General features: G+C 65.9%; 16 protein-coding genes. 10 read left to right on the top strand and 6 right to left on the bottom strand.

Annotated features, from left to right (window positions below; translation table 11 throughout):
- From jaqu_RS16875 to jaqu_RS16885, 3 genes are all read right to left on the bottom strand, one after another.
- On the bottom strand, nucleotides 1-1,032 hold the full coding sequence (locus tag jaqu_RS16875) for a carbohydrate ABC transporter permease (RefSeq protein WP_043920145.1): 1,032 nt from the start codon (nucleotides 1,030-1,032) through the stop codon (nucleotides 1-3).
- Nucleotides 1,033-1,089: 57 nt separating this feature from the next.
- Nucleotides 1,090-2,328 carry an ABC transporter substrate-binding protein gene (locus jaqu_RS16880; protein ID WP_084629975.1) on the bottom strand — a complete coding sequence of 413 codons (1,239 nt, stop codon included), beginning with the start codon at nucleotides 2,326-2,328 and terminating at the stop codon, nucleotides 1,090-1,092.
- A gap of 132 nt (nucleotides 2,329-2,460) precedes the next feature.
- Entirely contained in the window at nucleotides 2,461-2,655 is a 195-nt protein-coding gene (locus jaqu_RS16885) for a SlyX family protein (protein WP_043920146.1), read from the bottom strand.
- Nucleotides 2,656-2,717: 62 nt separating this feature from the next.
- Here jaqu_RS16885 and hisS point away from each other — a divergent pair, with 62 nt between their 5' ends.
- From hisS to jaqu_RS16935, 10 genes are all read left to right on the top strand, one after another.
- Entirely contained in the window at nucleotides 2,718-4,274 is a 1,557-nt protein-coding gene (gene hisS, locus jaqu_RS16890) for a histidine--tRNA ligase (RefSeq protein WP_043920147.1), read from the top strand.
- Nucleotides 4,271-5,290: an ATP phosphoribosyltransferase regulatory subunit gene (locus jaqu_RS16895; RefSeq protein ID WP_043920148.1), complete on the top strand. Its 1,020-nt coding sequence runs from the start codon at nucleotides 4,271-4,273 to the stop codon at nucleotides 5,288-5,290. The genes hisS and jaqu_RS16895 overlap by 4 nt, the downstream gene beginning before the upstream one ends.
- Entirely contained in the window at nucleotides 5,287-5,979 is a 693-nt protein-coding gene (hisG, locus tag jaqu_RS16900; protein ID WP_043920149.1) for an ATP phosphoribosyltransferase, read from the top strand. Before jaqu_RS16895 ends, hisG begins: the two co-directional genes overlap by 4 nt.
- A gap of 58 nt (nucleotides 5,980-6,037) precedes the next feature.
- A complete protein-coding gene (locus tag jaqu_RS16905) occupies nucleotides 6,038-7,588 on the top strand; it encodes an ABC transporter substrate-binding protein (protein WP_043920150.1) in 1,551 nt (516 codons plus the stop codon).
- Nucleotides 7,589-7,630: 42 nt separating this feature from the next.
- On the top strand, nucleotides 7,631-8,470 hold the full coding sequence (locus jaqu_RS16910; RefSeq protein WP_043920151.1) for a haloacid dehalogenase-like hydrolase: 840 nt from the start codon (nucleotides 7,631-7,633) through the stop codon (nucleotides 8,468-8,470).
- A gap of 31 nt (nucleotides 8,471-8,501) precedes the next feature.
- The gene (locus jaqu_RS16915) at nucleotides 8,502-9,479 is read left to right on the top strand and encodes an ABC transporter permease (RefSeq protein WP_043920152.1); all 978 of its coding nucleotides are present in this window, start codon (nucleotides 8,502-8,504) and stop codon (nucleotides 9,477-9,479) included.
- Nucleotides 9,476-10,450, top strand: a complete 975-nt coding sequence (locus jaqu_RS16920; protein ID WP_084629957.1) for an ABC transporter permease — start codon at nucleotides 9,476-9,478, stop codon at nucleotides 10,448-10,450. Before jaqu_RS16915 ends, jaqu_RS16920 begins: the two co-directional genes overlap by 4 nt.
- A 57-nt stretch (nucleotides 10,451-10,507) precedes the next feature.
- On the top strand, nucleotides 10,508-12,196 hold the full coding sequence (locus tag jaqu_RS16925; RefSeq protein ID WP_043920153.1) for an ABC transporter ATP-binding protein: 1,689 nt from the start codon (nucleotides 10,508-10,510) through the stop codon (nucleotides 12,194-12,196).
- A gap of 54 nt (nucleotides 12,197-12,250) precedes the next feature.
- Nucleotides 12,251-14,506 carry an NADP-dependent malic enzyme gene (locus tag jaqu_RS16930; RefSeq protein WP_043920154.1) on the top strand — a complete coding sequence of 752 codons (2,256 nt, stop codon included), beginning with the start codon at nucleotides 12,251-12,253 and terminating at the stop codon, nucleotides 14,504-14,506.
- Between the two features lie 199 nt (nucleotides 14,507-14,705).
- Nucleotides 14,706-15,677 (top strand): phosphoribosyltransferase family protein, encoded by a 972-nt coding sequence (locus jaqu_RS16935; RefSeq protein WP_141134292.1) that lies wholly within the window; start codon nucleotides 14,706-14,708, stop codon nucleotides 15,675-15,677.
- A 31-nt stretch (nucleotides 15,678-15,708) separates the two neighbouring features.
- Here the strand turns inward: jaqu_RS16935 and jaqu_RS16940 are convergent, their stop codons facing one another.
- The 3 genes from jaqu_RS16940 to dnaK all read right to left on the bottom strand — a co-directional run bounded on the left by jaqu_RS16940 (nucleotide 15,709) and on the right by dnaK (nucleotide 19,837).
- On the bottom strand, nucleotides 15,709-16,695 hold the full coding sequence (locus jaqu_RS16940) for a serine hydrolase domain-containing protein (protein WP_236687882.1): 987 nt from the start codon (nucleotides 16,693-16,695) through the stop codon (nucleotides 15,709-15,711).
- Nucleotides 16,692-17,846 carry a molecular chaperone DnaJ gene (gene dnaJ, locus jaqu_RS16945; protein WP_043920155.1) on the bottom strand — a complete coding sequence of 385 codons (1,155 nt, stop codon included), beginning with the start codon at nucleotides 17,844-17,846 and terminating at the stop codon, nucleotides 16,692-16,694. The genes jaqu_RS16940 and dnaJ overlap by 4 nt, the downstream gene beginning before the upstream one ends.
- Nucleotides 17,847-17,914: 68 nt before the next feature.
- Entirely contained in the window at nucleotides 17,915-19,837 is a 1,923-nt protein-coding gene (gene dnaK / locus jaqu_RS16950; protein ID WP_043920156.1) for a molecular chaperone DnaK, read from the bottom strand.
- Nucleotides 19,838-19,877 lie beyond the last annotated feature (40 nt).

Below are 19,877 nucleotides of genomic sequence, written 5' to 3' on the forward strand. Positions count from 1 at the left end.
TCAGTGCCCCCGCTTCGCGTTGAAGTCGCGCCAAGTGCGGATGAGCACGGGCGTCAGCAGGATCGACACCCCGATGATCGTCAGCATGCTCGTCGCGGCCGCCGAATTGAAGAGCGCAATCTCGCCGCGCAGGTCCGAATAGATGCTGTAGGCGAGCGACGGCGCGTTGGCGCCGGCATTGAAGCTGATGACCGGCTCCAGCACCCGGAAATTGTCCATCAGCTGGATCAGCGCGATGAAGACCGTCAGCGGCGCGAGATGCGGAATCACGACGTAGCGGATGCGCTGCCAGCGCGAGGCTCCGTCGACCATCGCCGCCTCCAGCGGATCCTGCGGCACGGTCTGCAGACCCGCGTAATACACGATGAAGGCGAAGGGCGCTGACGACCAGACGCCATAGGCGAACAACGTGATCCAGGTGAGCGGTGTCGAAGCCCGAAGCGAAAGGGTCGGGTCACCGGTCAGGGACTGGAGCGCCGATCCCAGAATGCCGTTCTGCTCCAGCATCCAGTAGAGGACCAGCGCGCCGACCAGCGGCGTCACCATCATCGGCAGCAGCGAGACAAAGATCGTCGGGCCCTTGAACATGCGCGGCAACCCGTTGACGCCCAGCGCGACGGCCAGACCCAGAAGGATCGTCAGCGGTGTCACGACGATGACGTAGGTCAGCGTGAAGATCAGCGCCCGGTAAAAGGGCAGGTTCATCAGCCGGTCGACGAATGCGCCGATGCTGTCGGTCGCCGCCCAGGCCTGGCCGACCTCCTCGACTGCGAGATGCGCGCGGTCGAAATAGACATCCAGCCCGACGAAGCGCCCCAGAGGTTCGGCCTCGCGCAGGGCGCGGGTCGCCTCCTGATCCACGACGGTCGAGGTGGTCGTGCCGAACGGTCCCTGATTCTCTACAGTCCGCAGCACCTGCTCGTGCTGCTGGTGGACGGATTGCACGATGACCGATCCGATCGGCAGGGCGATGAAGAGAAGCATCGCCAGAAGGGAGGGAAAGATGAACCAGAAGAATGTTCTGTGCGGCATGGCCCCCTCCGGCGCACGGGTGGCGGGGCCGGCGCGTTGGCGCCGGCCCGTCCTTCGTCAGCGCAGGAAGCCCTGCTCGGTCGCGGCGGTCGTGTAGGCCGCCTCGACGTCGGCCAGCGCCTGCTCGGCCGATTCCTTGCCTTGCATGAAATCAGCGAGCTCGTTGCCCAAAGCCGTGTGCAGCAGCCCCATATAGGGCAGCATCGGGTAAGGCGTGGCACCCCCGGCCGCCGACTCGGCGACGCCTTGGGCGACCGGCGTGGGCTCATAGCCCTCGACCAGCCAGACAGCCTGCTCGGATGCCGTCTCTAGGATCGCGGGGTCGATGCCGTGGACCATCGCCTGGAACGAGGCGGCGGCGTCCTCGTCGGAGGCGTTGGCTGCGATCGTGAATCCGTCCCACCAGAGGGTCGTGGCCGGCGTATCGCCGCCGCCGACCGTGGGCGCACCGGCCAGCACGGTGTTCGTGGTCACCTGCTCGGTCGAGCCTTCGTCATCAAGGATGTTCGTTCCGCGCGAGCCCCAGAGAAGGCCCAGCGCCGCATCGCCGGCCTCCCAGATGGCGGAGGTCGCGTTGGAATCGAAGGTCAGGAAATCCGGGTTCGACAGATCGGCGAGCGCCTTCAGCGTCTCCAGCGTCTGCATCCCGACCTCGTTGTTGATCGAGACCTGCGCGGTACCCGGCTCGAAGAACTGGCCCCCGTAGCCGAGATACATGTTGTTGAACTCCTGGCCGAGGTTCCAGCCCGTGGCCGAGTTCATAACGAAGGGATGCTCCATGATCCCCGCCTCGCGGATCGCCTGACCGGCGGCGATGACGTCTTCGATGGTGCGAGGCGGCTCGACGCCAGCCTCTTCCAGGAGGTCCTGGCGATAAAACAGGTGCTGGGCATTCGCCATGAAGGCGACGGCCACGATGTCGTCACCCACCCGGATCAGCTGGGTCGGGCTGAGGTCCTGGCCGTATTGCTCGACCAGATCGTTCAGGGGCCGTACGAGCCCTTCGTTCAGCAGCGGCACGAGGCTGCCATTGGCCACGATGGCCACCGTGTATTCCGCAGGGTCGGCGGTCAGCGCCGCGACCTGGATATCCTTGTGTTCGGTGGTCAGGTTCGACGTCATCTCGCCCGAGGTCGTGCATTCCATCGCCCGGTCCACGACCGAGTTGATGGCGCCGAAGTCGTTTCCGAGGATCCGGACGTTGCCCGATCCCAGGTCGCACCCATGGGCGTCGGCCCAGGCGGCGCCCGAACCGGCCAGCAGGCCTCCGACCAGAAGGCCGGTAACTTTCGTCATCTTCATCTCTTGCAAACTCCCTATCGTGTCGACTCGTCTTGTCGCGGTCTCACGGCTCTCTGTCGGGGCGAGGCCCCTCGGGGACCGATGTAACCGGCCCTTTGCATACGAATGCAAGCCTTTTCCCCGGCGTCACCAGTGGGGCGGCCGCTGATCCGCCAGAGGGATGCCTCCTCCGGTCTCGGCCTCCGCCTCGGCGGCGCGCTCCATCAGCAATGCGACGCGGCGGGTCAGTCTTTCGATCTCGGCCGCCTGACGCGTGACGACGTCGGACAGGTCGTCGACGGTGCGCTCCAGATGGGCGATGCGTTCCTGAAGGTCCTGCATGGTCTGCCTCCTTGCGACGGGGGGGACGCGCCTTTATGGCCTCGGCCCCAAGAGAGGGCGCGATGGCGAAGAAAGACAAGATCAGACGGCCCCGGGCCGAGACGCCCAAGGGCTTCCGCGACTATTTCGGCGGCGATGTCACGCGTCGGGCCGAGATGCTGGCGAAGGTGGCCGAGGTCTATCACCGCTACGGGTTCGAGGCGCTCGAGACGTCGGCCGTCGAGACGGTCGAGGCGCTGGGCAAGTTCCTCCCCGACGTGGACCGCCCGAACGAGGGCGTGTTCGCTTGGAAGGAGGGCGCGCAGGAGGGCGGAGAGCAGGACGGCGACTGGATGGCGCTCCGCTACGACCTGACCGCGCCGCTGGCCCGTGTCTACGCCCAGCACCGCAACGACCTGCCGACCCCCTATCGCCGCTACGCGATGGGCCCGGTCTGGCGCAACGAGAAGCCGGGGCCGGGTCGGTTCCGCCAGTTCTACCAATGCGACGCCGACACGGTCGGCGCGGCCTCGGTCGCCGCGGATGCCGAAATGGCGATGCTGCTGGCCGATGTGCTGGAGGCGGTCGGGATCGCGCGCGGCGACTACGTCGTCCGGGTGAACAACCGGAAGGTGCTGAACGGGGTGATGGAGGCCGCGGGGATCGCCGAGGACGACGAGCGGACCAGGGGGATCGTGCTGCGGGCCGTCGACAAGCTGGACCGGCTGGGCGAGGCGGGCGTGCACGCGTTGCTCGGGGAGGGTCGGAAGGACGAGAGCGGGGATTTTACGGAGGGGGCGAGGCTTGATATAGACGCCGTCAGGACGATCGAGAAGTTCGTCCATGGGACGCGGATCATCCAAGACCAACTTGAAGACGTTGCTAATCAATCCAGGGCTGACCCACTGCCTACGTCCGATGTGAACAATGTCGAAGCTGTAAGGTATCTGCGTGATCTCGTGTCAGGATCAGAGATAGGGCTCGAAGGCGTCGCTGAACTGGAACAGATCGCCGCCCTCCTCGAAGCACAAGGCTACGGCCCAGACCGCATCGTCATCGACCCCTCCACCGTGCGCGGCCTCGGCTACTACACGGGCCCCGTGCTCGAGGCCGAGTTGACCTTCGAGATCACCGACGAAAAGGGCCGCCCGCGGCAGTTCGGCTCCGTCGCGGGCGGAGGGCGCTACGACGATCTGGTGAAGCGCTTCACCGGGCAGGCCGTCCCCGCCACCGGCGTCTCGCTGGGGGTCGACCGTCTGCTTGCGGCACTCGAAATGCAGTCCGTCGCCCCGGCCGCGCCCGGTCCCGTCGTCGTCACCGTCATGGATCGCGACCGGATGGGCGAGTACCAGTCCATCTGTGCCCGCCTCCGCGCCGAAGGCATCCGGGCCGAGGTTTATCTGGGCAATCCCAAGAACTTCGGCAACCAATTGAAATACGCGGACAAGCGTGGCTCTCCCGCGGCGATCATCCAAGGCTCCGACGAAGCCGCGCGCGGTGTGGTGCAGGTCAAGGACCTGATCCTGGGCGCCCGGCTGGCCGAAGGGGCCAGTCTGGAAGAATGGAAGAGCCATGAGGCCCAGACCGAAGTGCCGCTGGATGGGCTCGTGGACTACGTGAAGGCCCTGCTGGCGCGATGATCGCGCCCGACACCCGCGCCCGTGCCGGCCGATTGCTGGACGGTTTCCTTGCCGCCGGCGCCGTGCGGGTGGAGCCGCCCATCCTGCTGCCCGCCGGCCCCCTGCTGGACCTCTACGGCGAGGATATCCGCGCCCGCGCCTTCACCACCCACGACCCCCTGCGCGGCGAGGCGATGCTGCGGCCCGACTTCACCGTCCCGGTCGTCCTGACCCATCTCGAAGGAAGCGCCACCGAGGCCGCCTATGCCTACGCGGGCGAGGTCTTCCGCCGACAGGAGGATGACGAGGGGCGGCCCCGCGAATATCTTCAGGTCGGCTACGAGCGGATGGGCGGCGACCCCGCTCAGGCCGACGCCGAGGTTCTCAGCCTGATCGCGCGCGCCGTGGGTCGGGCCATTCCGGCGACCGGCGATCTGGGCCTGCTGATCGCGGCGGTGGACTCGCTGGATACGACCCGGGCCCGCCGCGCCGCACTGCGCCGCCATCTCTGGCGACCGCGCCGGTTCCGGCGGCTGATGGAACGCTTCACGGCAACCGTGCAGCGTGATTTGCCAGAGGCGGCGTGCGACGCGCCCGTGATCGGATTGCGAAGCGCGGAAGAGATCGCCGCCCGCCACGCCGCGCTGATCGAAGACGCATCGGCCCCGCCGATCCCGGCGACGCAGGCCGACGCGATCGAGGAATTGCTCGACCTCGCCGCCCCGATGCAGGCAGCTCTGTCGCCCCTTCGCGACATGGCTGTCGACCTGCCCGGCCTCGACCCGGCCGTCGATCGGTTCGAGGCCCGGATGGAAGCGCTGGCCGCCCGCGGCGTCGACGTCGCCACGCTGCCCTTCGCGCTGGCCAAGGGACGCAGCGCCCTGGAATATTACGACGGCTTCACCTTCACCTTTTCGAACGGACGGGACGTGGTCGCCACGGGCGGCCGCTACGACGCGCTGACCGCCGCGCTGGGGCGCGCCGTGCCCGCGGTAGGCGGTGTGATCCGGCCGGGCCTCTTGGAGGACGCGCCATGATCCGGCTGGGAGTTCCGTCCAAGGGGCGGCTGATGGAGAAGACGTTTCAATGGTTCGCCGATCGCGGTCTGACCCTGTCGCGCACGGGATCGGATCGGGAATATGCCGGGGCCGTCGAAGGCGCGGATATCGCGCTCGTCCTTCTATCGGCGGGCGAAGTGCCGCGCGAACTGGCCGCGGGACGTCTGCATCTGGGCGTGACCGGCAGCGACCTGATCCGCGAGAAGGTCACCGCCTGGGACCAGCGACTGGAAGAGGTCGCGCCGATGGGCTTCGGACAGGCCGACCTGATCCTCGCCGTTCCGTCGGCCTGGACGGATTGCCGGACGCTCGATGATTTCGACGCCGTCGCCGCCGCGTTCCGCGCCCGCCACGGTCATCGCCTGCGGATCGCGACCAAGTACCATCGCCTCGTGCGGGAGTTTTTGCGCGACGCGCAGGTGGCGGATTGGGCGCTGGTCGACAGCCAGGGCGCGACCGAAGGGACCGTCGCCAACGGTGTGGCCGAAGCCATCGCCGACATCACCTCCACCGGAGAGACGCTGCGGGCCAATCACCTGCGCCCGCTGGATGACGGGCTGATCCATGCCAGTCAGGCGACGCTCTTCCGCTCGCGGGTCGCAGGCTGGGATGACGCCGAATTGTCCGAGATGGCGCGTCTGCGCGGGATGTTGGATCGGTCATCGTGATTTGACGCGGGGCCTGTCTGCGGCATCTTGCCTCGAGCAAGATCTGGGGGAGACATCCATGCGCATCACTTTCACCGTTCTCGCGCTCGCCGCGGCTCTGCCCGCGGGTGCAGCCGAGCTGCGTTTCGCCTCGACGACCGATCCGAATACGCTGGACCCCCATGCGGGCAACTCGGCGCCGAACTTTTCCCTGCTGGGCAACGTCTACGAGGGTCTCGTCCGCCGCGGGCGCGACATGTCGATCGAACCGGCGCTGGCCACGGCATGGGAGCCAATCGGCGACGGCGAGGGGTGGCGCTTCACCCTGCGCGAAGGCGTGACGTTCCACGGCGGCGAGGCGTTCGACGCCGAAGACGTGGTGTTCAGCTACGAGCGGGCCGCCTCGGAGCAGTCGGACGTGGCGAGCTGGTTCGCCAGCGTCGACCGGGTCGAGGCGCCGGATGCGACCACTGTCGAGATCTACACGACCGCACCGAACCCAATCTTCCCCGACAGCATCGCCAACTGGATGATGATGGATAGCGGCTGGGTCAGCGAAAACGGGGCGGACCGCCCGAATATCGAGCAGGGCAACTTCGCCACCACGAATGCCAACGGCACCGGCCCCTACCGCATCACGGAACGTCAGCCCGGCCTGCGCACCGAGATGGAGGCCTTCGACGGCTGGTGGGGCGAGGATCGCGGCAACGTCACCGCCGCGACGTTCCAGCCGGTGCAGAACTCGGCCACGGCCGTGGCCGCGCTGCTGTCCGGCGAGTTGGACCTGATCGAGCCGGTGCCGGTGCAAGACGCCGCGCGGGTCGAGCAGGCCGACGGCGTCCAGGTGATCCGGGGCGTCGAGGCACGAGTCATCATGCTGGGCTTTCCCCATGACCGCACGGACCTCTATGGCGGCGGCGACGAGAACCCGTTCGCCGACCCGCGCGTTCGGCAGGCCGTGGCCCATGCGATCAACGTGCCCGCGATCCTGCAGACGGTGATGCGCGGATCGGCCGAACCGGTGAACCAGCTCGTCAGCCCGGCCATGCGCGGCTTCACCGAGGGGCTGTCGGGCTACGGGTACGACCCCGATCGCGCGATGGAGCTGCTGGCCGAGGCTGGCCATGGCGACGGCTTCCAGTTCAGCTTCCGCTGCCCGAACGACCGCTACCTGAACGACGAGGCGGTCTGCACGGCCATCACCACGATGCTGAGCCAGGTCGGGCTGGATCCGCAATTCGAAACGATGCCCGTCGCGAATTACTGGCCGACGCTGCGCGCCGACGAGCATGACGTCTACCTGCTGGGCTGGTCGCCCGGCACGTTCGACGCCGAGCATCCGATCCGCTTCCTTCTGGCCACACCCGACGAGGAGGCGCGGCTGGGCTCGTGGAACTTCGGCGGCTATTCCAACGCCCGAGTGGACGAGTTGCTGCCAGCCATTCAGTCGGAGATCGACGACGTGGCCCGGCAGGCGATGCTGGACGAGGTGGCGACACTGACGCTGGAAGACGTGGCCTATGTGCCGCTCTACGTGCAGCCGCTGCTCTGGGGCGCCCGCGAGGGGCTCGAGGTCGTGCAGCGGCCGGACAACTTCGTGAACCTGCGGTGGATCACGGTGCCGGAATAGGATCCGCTGGACCTTTTCGCGCATGGGGGGCGTTCGCCCCCCATGCAAACGACACGCCCCCACATCCCCCGCATCCTGCTGGCCTTCGATTACGACCGGACGCTGGCCTCCGACTCAATCGACGCGATCTGTGCCGCCTACGAGATCGACCGAAGCGAATGGGAGCGGACCCACGAAGAACCGCTGGGTACGAACTGGGACAACATCATCCGGCGCGGGCAGGCGTTGATCGACATGGGTCGCGCCCGCGAACGGCCCTTGTCGAAGGACCTTTTCGAGGCCGCTGCCGGGCATATCGAGTTGTTTCCCGGTGTTCTCGACATGCCGGAGCGCTTGCGCGCAGCGGCCAACGACGTCGCCGACGGGATCGAGATGGAATTCGTCATCCTGTCGTCGGGCTATGACGAGTTGATCTCCCGGACCGGAGTCGTCGACGTGTTCGACCGCATCCTCGCCTCCGGGTTCGAGAGCGACGAGGACGGCAACATGATCTGCGTGAAACGCATCATCGGACATCCGGAAAAGGCGCTGTATCTCGAAGCGCTGGGCAAGGGCGCAGACATCGACGGCCAGAACGGACCGGAGCGGGCGGGCGACCATGTGGAGCCGGACAAGATGCATGTCCCGTTCGACCAGATGATCTATCTCGGCGACGGGCTGAGCGATCTTCAGGCGTTCGAATTCCTCCACAGGGCGGGCGGCCTGACCATTGCCGTCGCCGCTGGTGGCAGTTTCGATCCGGGCGAGATCACCGACCCGCAGCGTGTCGACGCGGCACCGACGCCCAACTACGAGGCGGGCCGGCCGCTGATGCAGGCCCTGGAGCATGCCACCCGGGCCTGTGCCCACAGGATCGCGTTGCGTCGGATCGGGGCAGCTTGACCCGGCCCGGCGGGGGGGACAGAGAGAAACGATGGTTTCCTACATCCTCCGCCGCGTGCTGCAGTCGATCATCGTGCTTCTGGTGGTCGGTCTGGTGGCGTTCTCGATGTTCCGCTTCGTCGGCGACCCGATCGAGCAGCTTCTGGGCCAGGAACGGACCCAGCAGGACGTGGAACGTCTGCGCGAGGCTCTGGGACTGAACGATCCCTTCATCGTGCAATATGCCGACTTCCTCGCGCGCGCGTTGCAGGGCGATTTCGGCATCTCCTACCGCCAGTCGCGGCCCGTGGCCGAAATCCTGCTGGAGCGGTTGCCCGCGACGCTGGAACTGGCCTTCATCTCCGGCTTTCTGGCGGTGACGCTCGGGATCGCACTGGGCGTCTTTACCGCGATCCGGCGAAAAGGGGTCGCGGCGAACGTGATCATGTCGACCTCGCTGATCGGGGTCAGCCTGCCGACCTTCCTGATCGGCATCCTGCTGATCTACGTCTTCGGGGTGCAGCTCAGGTGGCTGCCCACTTTCGGGCGCGGAGAGGTCGTGGATCTGGGCTGGTGGACCACCGGGCTCCTGACGGAGAGCGGGCTGAAATCGCTGATCCTGCCGGCGATCACGCTGGGCCTCTACCAGATGACTCTGATCATGCGACTGGTGCGTGCCGAGATGCTGGAGGTGCTGCGACAGGACTATATCCGATTTGCCCGCGCGCGGGGGCTTTCGGCCAAGGCGGTCAATTTCCGCCACGCGCTCAAGAACACCATGGTCCCCGTGATCACGGTGACCGGCCTGCAACTCGGCAGCATCATCGCCTTCGCCATCATCACCGAGACCGTGTTCCAATGGCCGGGCGTCGGCCTGCTGTTCATCAACGCGGTCCAGTTCGTCGATATCCCGGTCATGGCCGCCTACCTGATGCTGATCTCTGTGATGTTCGTGGCGATCAACCTGATCGTCGACCTGCTCTATGTCTGGGTCGACCCCCGCCTGCGCGTCGACGGGAGGACCGCATGACCCATCTGCCCGCCGATCCCGAGACGGAGACGGGTCTCGCTCCGTCCGCTCACCGGCCGTCGCGCTGGCGCGCGGCCTGGGACAGCGACATCGCCTATTCGTTCCGCCATTCGCCCGTGGCGATGGTGGCCGCGTTCGTCACGGCGCTGCTGATCCTGTCGGCCATCTTCGCGCCCCTGATCGCGCCGACGAACCCGTTCGACCCCTCATCGCTGAACCTGATGAACGGCTTCTCCCAACCGATGGAGCCCAATGCCTTCACCGGCGACACCTTCCTGATGGGGACGGACGACCAGGGGCGGGACGTGTTCTCGACCATCCTTTACGGCATGCGTATCTCCCTCTTCGTGGGGGCGATGGCGGTCCTGCTGGCGATGGTGCTGGGCATCACGCTGGGACTGATCGCCGGATATTTCCGCGGCTGGACCGACACGATCATCATGCGGATCGCGGATGTGCAGCTCACCTTCCCGTCGATCCTCGTGGCGATGCTGATCTTCGGGATCGCGCGCGGGATCATTCCGATCCAGTACCGGGACGAGATGGCGATCTGGGTCCTGATCCTGGCCATCGGCCTGTCCGACTGGGTGCAGTTCGCCCGCGTCGTGCGCGGCGCCACGATGGTCGAGCGGGGCAAGGAATATGTGCAGGCGGCGCAACTGATCGGCCGGTCGCCCTTGTCCATCATGGTGGGGCACATCCTGCCCAACGTGCTGTCACCGGTTCTGGTGATCGCCACCATTTCTCTGGCGCTGGCGATCATTGCCGAGGCGACGCTGTCCTTCCTGGGCGTGGGCGCCCCGCCGACGCAGCCGAGCTTGGGCACCCTCATCCGCATCGGGCAGGACTTCCTGTTTTCGGGCGAGTGGTGGATCCTGTTCTTCCCGGCTTGCACCCTGCTCGCCCTGGCACTGTCGGTGAACCTGCTGGGCGACTGGCTGCGCGACGCGCTGAACCCGAAGCTGAATTGATGTGGGCGGACTTGCGATACCGTCCCGCCCGGCAAGGCGCGTGAGAGGACCAGACCGATGACCTCCCCCCTCACCATCACCGATCTGACCGTCGAGTTCCCTACCCGGCGGAAGCTCTTCACCGCCGTGGATGACGCCACGCTGACCGTCGAGCCCGGCGAGATCCATGGGCTGGTGGGCGAATCCGGGGCGGGCAAATCCACCATCGGCGCCGCTATCATGGGGCTGCTCGACAAGCCGGGCCGGATCGCCGCCGGAACCATCAAACTGGGCGAGCGAGAGATCTCGGGCCTCGATCCGGCGGCGATGCGTGCGCTGCGCGGCAAGCAGCTTTCGATGATCTTCCAGGACCCTCTGACCTCGCTGAACCCGCTCTTCACCGTGGGAGAGCAGCTGGTCGAGACGATTGAAGCGCATCTGAAACTGTCGGGCGGCGCGGCACGAAAGCGGGCGATCGAGCTTCTGGACCGGGTCGGCATCCCGAACCCGGACACGCGTGTGGATCAGTACCCGCATCAATTCTCGGGCGGGATGCGGCAGCGGGTGGTGATCGCGCTGGCCCTCTGCTCGGAGCCGGACATCATCATTGCCGACGAGCCGACGACGGCGCTGGACGTGTCGATCCAGGCCCAGATCCTCGACCTGATCCGGGAACTCGCCCGCGAGCGGCAGGTCGGCGTCATCCTGATCACCCACGATATGGGTGTGATCGCCGAGACGACGGATCGGGTCACTGTCATGTATGACGGGCGCATCGTCGAGAGCGGCCCGACCGCCCAGGTCTTGGGCCATCCGCAGCACGAATATACCCGCAGCCTGATCGCCGCCGTTCCGCGGCCGGGCCTGAAGCTCGACCGCTTTCCGCAGATCAGCTACGGCGGGCGCGAGACGACGTTCAAGATCGAGGATCTGGCCCGCGACTGGCCCGCCCAGCCACGGACCGAGGGGCCGCTGCTCGAGGTGCGCGGCATCACCAAGCGGTTTCTCGACAAGGGCAGCCTGATCCCGTCGCGCCGGACCTACTTCACCGCCGTGGACGAGGTCAGCTTCGATATCCGCGCGGGCGAGGTGTTCGGGCTGGTCGGTGAGAGCGGGTCGGGAAAGTCGACCATCGCGCGGATGATCGCGGGCCTCTATCCGCTGGACGGGGGCGAGGTGATCTTCGATGGAACCCCGATCAGCGAGGATCCGGAGGCGTTCCGCCGCCAGGTCCAGATGATCTTTCAGGATCCCTATTCGTCGCTGAACCCACGTCACCGGGTCGACCGTATCGTGGCCGAGCCGGCTCTGCATCTGGGCGTGATCCCGAAGGAAAACGTCAAGGCGCGCGTCGCCGAACTGCTGGATCGCGTGGGGCTGGGTGCCGAAGCGGGGCTGAAATACCCCCACGAGTTCTCGGGGGGCCAGCGGCAGCGCATCTCGATCGCGCGTGCGCTGGCGACGCAGCCGCGCTTCCTCATCTGCGACGAGCCGACCAGCGCGCTGGACGTGTCGATCCAGGCGCAGATCCTGAACATCCTGAAGGACCTCCAGGAGCATCTGGGCCTTACGATGCTGTTCATCAGCCACGATCTGCCGGTCGTGCGCCAGATGTGCGACCGGGTCGGCGTCCTGAAGGGCGGACAGCTGGTCGAAGTGCAGGAGACGGGGCGCCTGTTCGAAGCACCGGACCACCCCTACACCAAGGAATTGATCCGCCTCATGCCCAAGACCGATCTTCTGTCCACCGAGGGCCTCACCGGCTAGCGGTTGCGTCCACGGCGCCTGTCGGGCCTTACTCACCCGACAGGGAGGACCGGCATGCCGAAGACGAAGCTCACCGCCGAAGAGGCGCTGCAATACCATCTTGAGCCGCGGCCCGGGAAGCTGGACATCAGCGCCTCGACGCCCATGGCGACGCAGCGCGATCTGAGCCTCGCCTATTCCCCCGGCGTCGCCGTGCCATGCGAGCGGATCGCCGAAGACCCGGCACTTGCCTACGATTACACGACCAAGGGAAACCTGGTCGCGGTCATCTCGAACGGGACGGCGGTTCTGGGCCTAGGCAACCTCGGGGCGCTGGCCTCGAAGCCGGTGATGGAGGGTAAGGCCGTCCTCTTCAAGCGGTTCGCGGACGTGAATTCGATCGACCTCGAGCTCGATACCGAGGATGTCGACGCCTTCGTCGCGGCGGTCAAGCTGATGGGGCCGAGCTTCGGGGGCATCAACCTCGAAGACATCAAGGCGCCCGAATGCTTCATGATCGAGAGCCGCCTCAAGGAAGAGATGGACATCCCCGTCTTCCACGACGACCAGCACGGCACGGCGGTCATCTGCGCGGCCGGACTGATCAACGCGCTGCACCTGTCGGGCAAGCGGATCGAGGACGTCAGGATCGTCCTCAACGGGGCCGGGGCCGCCGGCATCGCCTGTATCGAGCTGCTCAAGGCGATGGGCGCGCGGCACGAGAACTGCCTGACCTGCGACACGAAAGGCGTCATTTACCAGGGTCGGACCGAGGGGATGAACCAGTGGAAGTCGGCCCATGCCGTGAAGACAGACGCCAGGACGCTGGAAGATGCGATGGAGGGCGCGGACGTGTTCCTGGGCGTCTCGGCCAAGGGCGCGGTGACGCAGGACATGGTCCGCTCGATGGCGAACAATCCTGTCATCTTCGCGATGGCCAACCCCGACCCGGAGATCACACCCGAAGACGCCCATGAGGTGCGTGCGGACGCGATCGTGGCAACGGGCCGGTCCGACTACCCGAACCAGGTGAACAACGTCCTGGGCTTTCCGTACCTGTTCCGCGGCGCCCTCGACATTCATGCCCGCGCGATCAACGACGAGATGAAGATCGCCTGCGCCGAGGCCTTGGCAGAACTTGCCCGCGAGGACGTGCCCGACGAGGTCGCGATGGCCTATGGCCGCAAGCTGACCTTCGGGCGGGACTACATCATTCCCACGCCCTTCGACCCGCGTCTGATCCATGTGATCCCGCCAGCCGTCGCCCGCGCCGGGATGGATACCGGCGTCGCCCGCCGGCCCATCGTCGACATGGAAGGCTATACCCATGCCCTCGCCGCCCGGATGGACCCGACGGCGAGCGTCCTGCAGGGCATCGCCACCCGCGCCCGCGCCGCGCAGGCGAGGATGATCTTCGCCGAAGGAGACGACCCGCGCGTCCTGCGTGCCGCGGTTGCCTACCAGCGGCAGGGATTTGGCAAGGCGCTCGTCATCGGGCGGGAGGCTGATGTCCGCGAGAAACTGGAAGCCGCCGGATTGGCGGATGCGGTGAGGGAACTGGAAGTCGTGAACGCGGCGAACACGCGCCATCTGGAGGCCTACAAGTCCTTTCTCTACGACCGGCTCCAAAGGCAGGGCTACGACCAGCACGATATCCACCGCCTCGCCTCTCGGGATCGGCACGTCTTCTCGGCGCTGATGCTGGCCCATGACCACGGGGACGGAATGGTGACCGGCGCCACGCGCAAATCGGCCCAGGTGATGCGTCTGGTCGACCATGTCTTCGACGTGCAGACGAATGCTCAGGCCGTCGGGATCACGGCGCTCCTGCATCGCGGCCGGATCGTTCTGATCGGCGACACGCTTGTTCATGAATGGCCCGATGAAGAGGATCTCGCCACCATCGCCGAGGCGGGCGCGCGGGTGGCACGGACGTTGGGACTGGAGCCGCGTGTCGCTTTCGTCAGTTTCTCGACCTTCGGCTACCCGGTCAGCGAACGCGCTGAGAAGATGCATCACGCGCCTGACGTCCTTGAACGCCGTGGCGCCGATTTCGAATACGAGGGCGAGATGACGGTCGATGTCGCGCTCAATCCCGACGTCGCGGCGAATTATCCGTTCTCTCGCCTGACGGGTCCCGCGAACATCCTGGTCGTCCCGGCCCGGCATTCCGCGTCGATCTCGGTCAAGCTGATGCAGGAGATGGCGGGCGCGCAGGTCATCGGCCCGATCCTGACCGGCATCGACCGGCCGGTGCAGATCGCATCGACCGGGTCGACCGCGTCCGACATCCTGAACATGGCGCTGCTGGCCGCGATCCGAATGGGGTGAGACGCGACGATCCGCTGGCTTCCCCGCGGGTTTTGCAGGATCCGGCAACAATGTGACGCCGAGGCAAGAAGTGCGTTGCAAGCGCGTGGCTTTCCTCAATAATCTCCTTTGATTATTTTGATGTATCCGGTCTTATCGAGATGTTGCTCATTTCTGAGGTTCTCCGCGTCGCGGTTGCTCATCGCGGATCGCGGAACCCGTGAAGTACTACAATTACCAGGATATGGCCGCCGTTCTGTTACGAGAGCGGGGCCGCCTTCCGGAGCGGGTCGATCTGGTGGTCGGCATCCCTCGCAGCGGAATGGCTGCGGCGACGATGATCGCGACCCAACTCAACATCCCGATGACCGATCCCGACGGGTTCCGCGCTGGCAGATTGATGGCGGTCGGAGAAACGAAATCCCGGCCGGATATCGCACGCGCCCTGTCTGACGACCGCACGGTCCTGCTTGTGGATGACGTGATCGGATCGGGCCGGGCGTTCCGGCAGGCGCAGGAGGTGCTGGCAGGCGCCGCGCATCCCGGTCGCATCGTGAGCTGCGCCGTCTTCGGGCCGGACCTCTCCCATCCGGATGTCGATCTCGTGCTGGAAGAGGCTCCGATCGGGTTTCTGAGCCAATGGAACCTGATGCACCACGCGATCCTGGCCGATACAGGGGTGGCCTTGGAAGGCGTCCTGAGCCCGCAGCCCGCCCTGCATGAAATCGCAGACCCCGACGCGTTTGCGCGCTTCCTCGAGATGAATGGGCCGCTTCACGCGACCTCCGGGAAGATCGGCGAAATCGTATCCCGGGCCGACGAGAAGTGCCGCGACGCGGTCGAGGCCTGGCTCGCTCGCCACGGGATTCGATACGATCGGCTCGCCCACGTGCCCCACGGCGCGGATCAGGCGATCTTCAAGGCGCAGGTCTATCGGAGGGCAACCACACAGGTCTTCATCGAAGCATCTGCAACCGTGGCGCGACGCATCGCGGCGCGAACGGGACGACCGGTTCTCTGCCTCGAGACACAGTCGATCGTGTTTCCCTACATGCGCGACAATGCCTACGCTCCCGTCGAGATCAGACGGAGCTCGGCGTTTCTCTCCCGTTTCAAGCTGCGTACGAGATTGATCGTCGGCAAACGGGCCTATTCCGCCATGAAGGCGATCGCCGCGCGCCGCCTGGGCTAGACACCACACCCGACCGCCTTGCCGAAGACGCCTAGCTCGCGGCGACGGCTTGGGTCAGCAGATCCCTCAGGTCGCCGAAATAGCCTGCGGACCGTGCCGGACGCATCGGGTCCGAGGTGATGACGATGACGGTGTCACGCTCTGGTGCGACGGCGAGGATCTGTCCGCCATAGCCCCGCGCGTATCGGACGGGTGTTCCTGCCAGCTCGGTCAGGAACCATCCGTAGCCATACCGGTCCCCCGACCAGGGCGAGCGGGCCCGCGCCGTCCACGATGCGTCGATCCAGTCCGGGCTGACCACGGACGCGCCGTTCCATGCCCCGTCCTGCAGGACCATCTGACCGACACGCGCCAGATCGCGCGGAGAGATCCCCATGTCGTTGCCACCCAGATAGTTGCCCTGCGGATCTGCGACCCATGGCGCGAAGTCGATGCCAAGCGGCGCGCCGATCCAGGAGCGGAACAACGACAGAAGGTCGTTCCCGGTCGCACGGGCCAGCGCGACGCCCAGAAGATGGGTCGATCCGGTCGAGTAGATGAACCGTTCCCCCGGCTCCGATTGCAGGGGCTGATCCAGCGCATACTCGACCCAGTTTCCGCTGGAGACCCACTCTCCGTAATTGGGCCCGGACGTGCTGGAGAGCCCGCCTCTCAGCGAGAGCAGATCGCCGAGCGTGATCCGGTCTCGGGCATCCCCGGTGGGAGCCCGCCCGAGCAGCGGGAGGAGAGCCGCATCCGGCCCGGACACTTCATCCCGGTCGATCGCGATCCCGGTCAACAATGACAGGAGGGTCTTCGATACCGATTTGACGTTGGCGACCCGGTCCAGTCCCGGTCCGCGAAAGGCCTGCGCCACCACCTCTTCTCCGCCCCGCAGGACGAGGATCGAATGAAGCTGATCGTAACGCGATGCCGCGTCGGCCAGACCGGCCGCGCCCTGAGCGCGCAAGACCGCGGGTGCGGCCACACATGTGGCAACCCCACCGGCGAGCAGGCTGCGGCGTGCGATCCGGGTCACTGGGTCATCCCGTCCCAGAACCCCTTCACCTTGCGAAAGAAGCTGTCGCGCTCGGGACTGTTATCCGCCGCTTCGCGTTCGAATTCGCGCAAAAGCTCCTTCTGACGGCTCGTCAGGTTGACCGGCGTCTCGACCGCCAACTCGATGAACATATCCCCCGATCCGGTTCCACGGAGTGCCGGCATACCTTTTCCGCGCAACCGCATCTGCCGTCCGGTCTGGCTGCCCTGGGGCACCTTCACGCGGCTGCGACCGCCGTCGATCGTCGGCACCTCGACCTCACCGCCGAGGGCCGCCGCAGTCATCGCGACGGGGACGCGGCACCAGAGATCCGCGCCGTCGCGCTGGAACAGCGGATGATCTTCGACCTCGATGAAGATGTAGAGATCGCCGGTCGGACCGCCGCGCAGACCGGCCTCGCCCTCTCCGGACAGACGGATACGGGTCCCGGTCTCCACGCCCGCGGGGATATTGACCGAGAGTTGCCGTTCCTTGTCGATCCGCCCGCTTCCACCGCAGGAGCGGCAGGGGTTCTTGATGATCTGGCCTGCGCCCGCGCAGGTGGGGCAGGTCCGCTCCACGGTGAAGAAGCCCTGCTGCGCACGCACCTTGCCCATTCCCGAACAGGTCGGGCAGCTGGCAGGCTCGCTGGCCCCTTCGGTCCCCTTGCCGTCGCAAGACGAGCACTGGACCGCAGTCGGCACGGTGATCGTCTTCTGCTGACCAGAGAACGCATCCTCCAGCGAGATCCGCAGATTGTAGCGAAGGTCGCTTCCGCGCGTCGCGCGGGTGCGTCCGCCTCCCCGACCGGGCTGGCCGCCCATGAAGTCGCCGAAGAGGTCTTCGAAAACGTCGGAGAACGCGGACGCGAAATCGCCCTGTCCACCCGCAGGTCCGCGTCGTGGCCCGCCACCGCCCATTCCGCCATCAAATGCCGCGTGGCCGAACCTGTCGTAGGCGGCCTTCTTGTCGGCATCTTTGAGAACGTCGTAAGCCTCGTTGACTTCCTTGAACTGCGCTTCGGCGTCTGGATTGTCAGCGTTGCGATCCGGGTGAAGTTCTTTCGCCTTGCGGCGGTAGGCCTTCTTGATCTCGTCGGCGCCGGCGCCCTTCGCGACGCCCAGCGTCTCGTAATAGTCGCGTTTCGCCATGTCGTGTCCCTCACGAAAAAGGCCGGCCCGGTAGCGTGGGCCGGCCCTGTTTCAGGAGGCGGAGCGGGTCAGCCCTGCTTCCGCTCGTCGTCCAGATCCTCGAAATCCGCATCCAAGATCTCGTCGTCCTGACCGCGCGGCTCTCCTGCATCGGGGTCGATCTCGGCCTCGCCACCCTCTTCGGCGGCTTGAGCCTTGTAGATCGCCTCGCCGAGACGCATCGCAGCTTCGGACACGTTCTGGATGCCGGACTTGATCTTTCCCGCATCGTCGCCGTCCATCGTCTCCTTGAGCGCGGCGACGGCAAGCTCGATCGCTTCCACGGTGGACGGGTCCACCTTGTCGCCATGCTCCTTGAGGGACTTCTCGGTGGAGTCGACGAGGCTTTCCGCCTGGTTCTTGGCTTCGACGAGTTCGCGACGGCTCTTGTCGGCTTCGGCGTTCTCTTCGGCATCGCGGACCATCTTTTCGATGTCCTCGTCCGACAGGCCGCCAGACGCCTGGATCGTGATCTGCTGCTCCTTGCCGGTCGCCTTGTCCTTGGCGCCGACCGAAACGATGCCGTTGGCGTCGATGTCGAAGGTCACCTCGATCTGCGGCAGACCACGGGGGGCCGGCGGGATCTCTTCGAGGTTGAACTGACCCAGCAGCTTGTTGTCGGCCGCCATCTCACGCTCGCCCTGGAAGACGCGGATGGTCACCGCGTTCTGATTGTCCTCGGCGGTCGAGAAGACCTGGCTCTTCTTCGTCGGGATCGTGGTGTTGCGGTCGATCAGGCGGGTGAACACACCGCCAAGCGTTTCGATCCCCAGCGACAGCGGCGTCACATCGAGCAGGACCACGTCCTTGACGTCCCCTTGCAGAACGCCGGCCTGGATCGCGGCACCCATGGCGACGACCTCGTCGGGATTCACACCCTTGTGCGGCTCCTTGCCGAAGAACTTGGTGACCTCTTCGATGACCTTCGGCATCCGGGTCTGGCCACCGACGAGGACGACCTCGTCGATCTCATCCTTAGAGATGCCCGCATCCTTCATCGCGGCGGCACAGGGCTTGAGGGATTGCTTGATCAGATCCGAGACGAGGCTTTCCAGCTTCGCGCGGGTCAGCTTCATCACCATGTGCAGCGGCTGACCGTTCGCCCCCATCGAGATGAACGGCTGGTTGATCTCGGTCTGCTGGCTGGACGACAGCTCGATCTTCGCCTTCTCGGCCGCCTCCTTGAGGCGCTGCAGGGCCATCTTGTCCTGCGTCAGATCGGTGCCGTGCTCTTTTTTGAACTCGTCGGCGAGGTAGTTCACGATCCGCATGTCGAAGTCTTCGCCGCCCAGGAACGTGTCCCCGTTCGTCGACTTGACCTCGAAAAGACCGTCGTCGATCTCGAGGATCGAGACGTCGAACGTACCACCGCCAAGGTCGTAGACGGCGATCGTCTTGGTCGCTTCCTTGTCCAGGCCATAGGCCAGCGCGGCTGCCGTCGGCTCGTTGATGATCCGAAGCACTTCAAGCCCGGCGATCTTGCCGGCATCCTTGGTCGCCTGACGCTGGGCGTCGTTGAAATAGGCGGGAACCGTGATGACGGCCTGCGTCACGTCCTCGCCCAGATAGCTTTCGGCCGTTTCCTTCATCTTCTGAAGGATCAGGGCGCTCACCTGAGCGGGGGAGTACTTCTCACCGCGAACCTCGACCCAAGCGTCGCCATTGCCACCGGCAACGACATTATAGGGGAGGTTCTTTTTGTCCTTGGCCAGATCCTCGTCGTCGAACCGGCGCCCGATCAGGCGCTTGACGCCGAAAACGGTATTCTCGGGGTTCGTGACGGCCTGCCGCTTGGCGGGCTGGCCGACCAGCTTTTCATCTTCGGTGTAGCCGACGATCGACGGCGTCGTGCGCGCGCCTTCCGAATTCTCGATGACCCGCGGCTGGCTGCCATCCATGATGGCGACGCAGCTGTTCGTGGTGCCGAGGTCGATTCCGATGACCTTTGCCATGTCTGTCCTCTCTTGGCGATCTATGGTCCCAGGGTCCGTT

Origin of the sequence: Jannaschia aquimarina, assembly GCF_000877395.1 — a bacterium.
GTDB lineage: Bacteria > Pseudomonadota > Alphaproteobacteria > Rhodobacterales > Rhodobacteraceae > Jannaschia > Jannaschia aquimarina.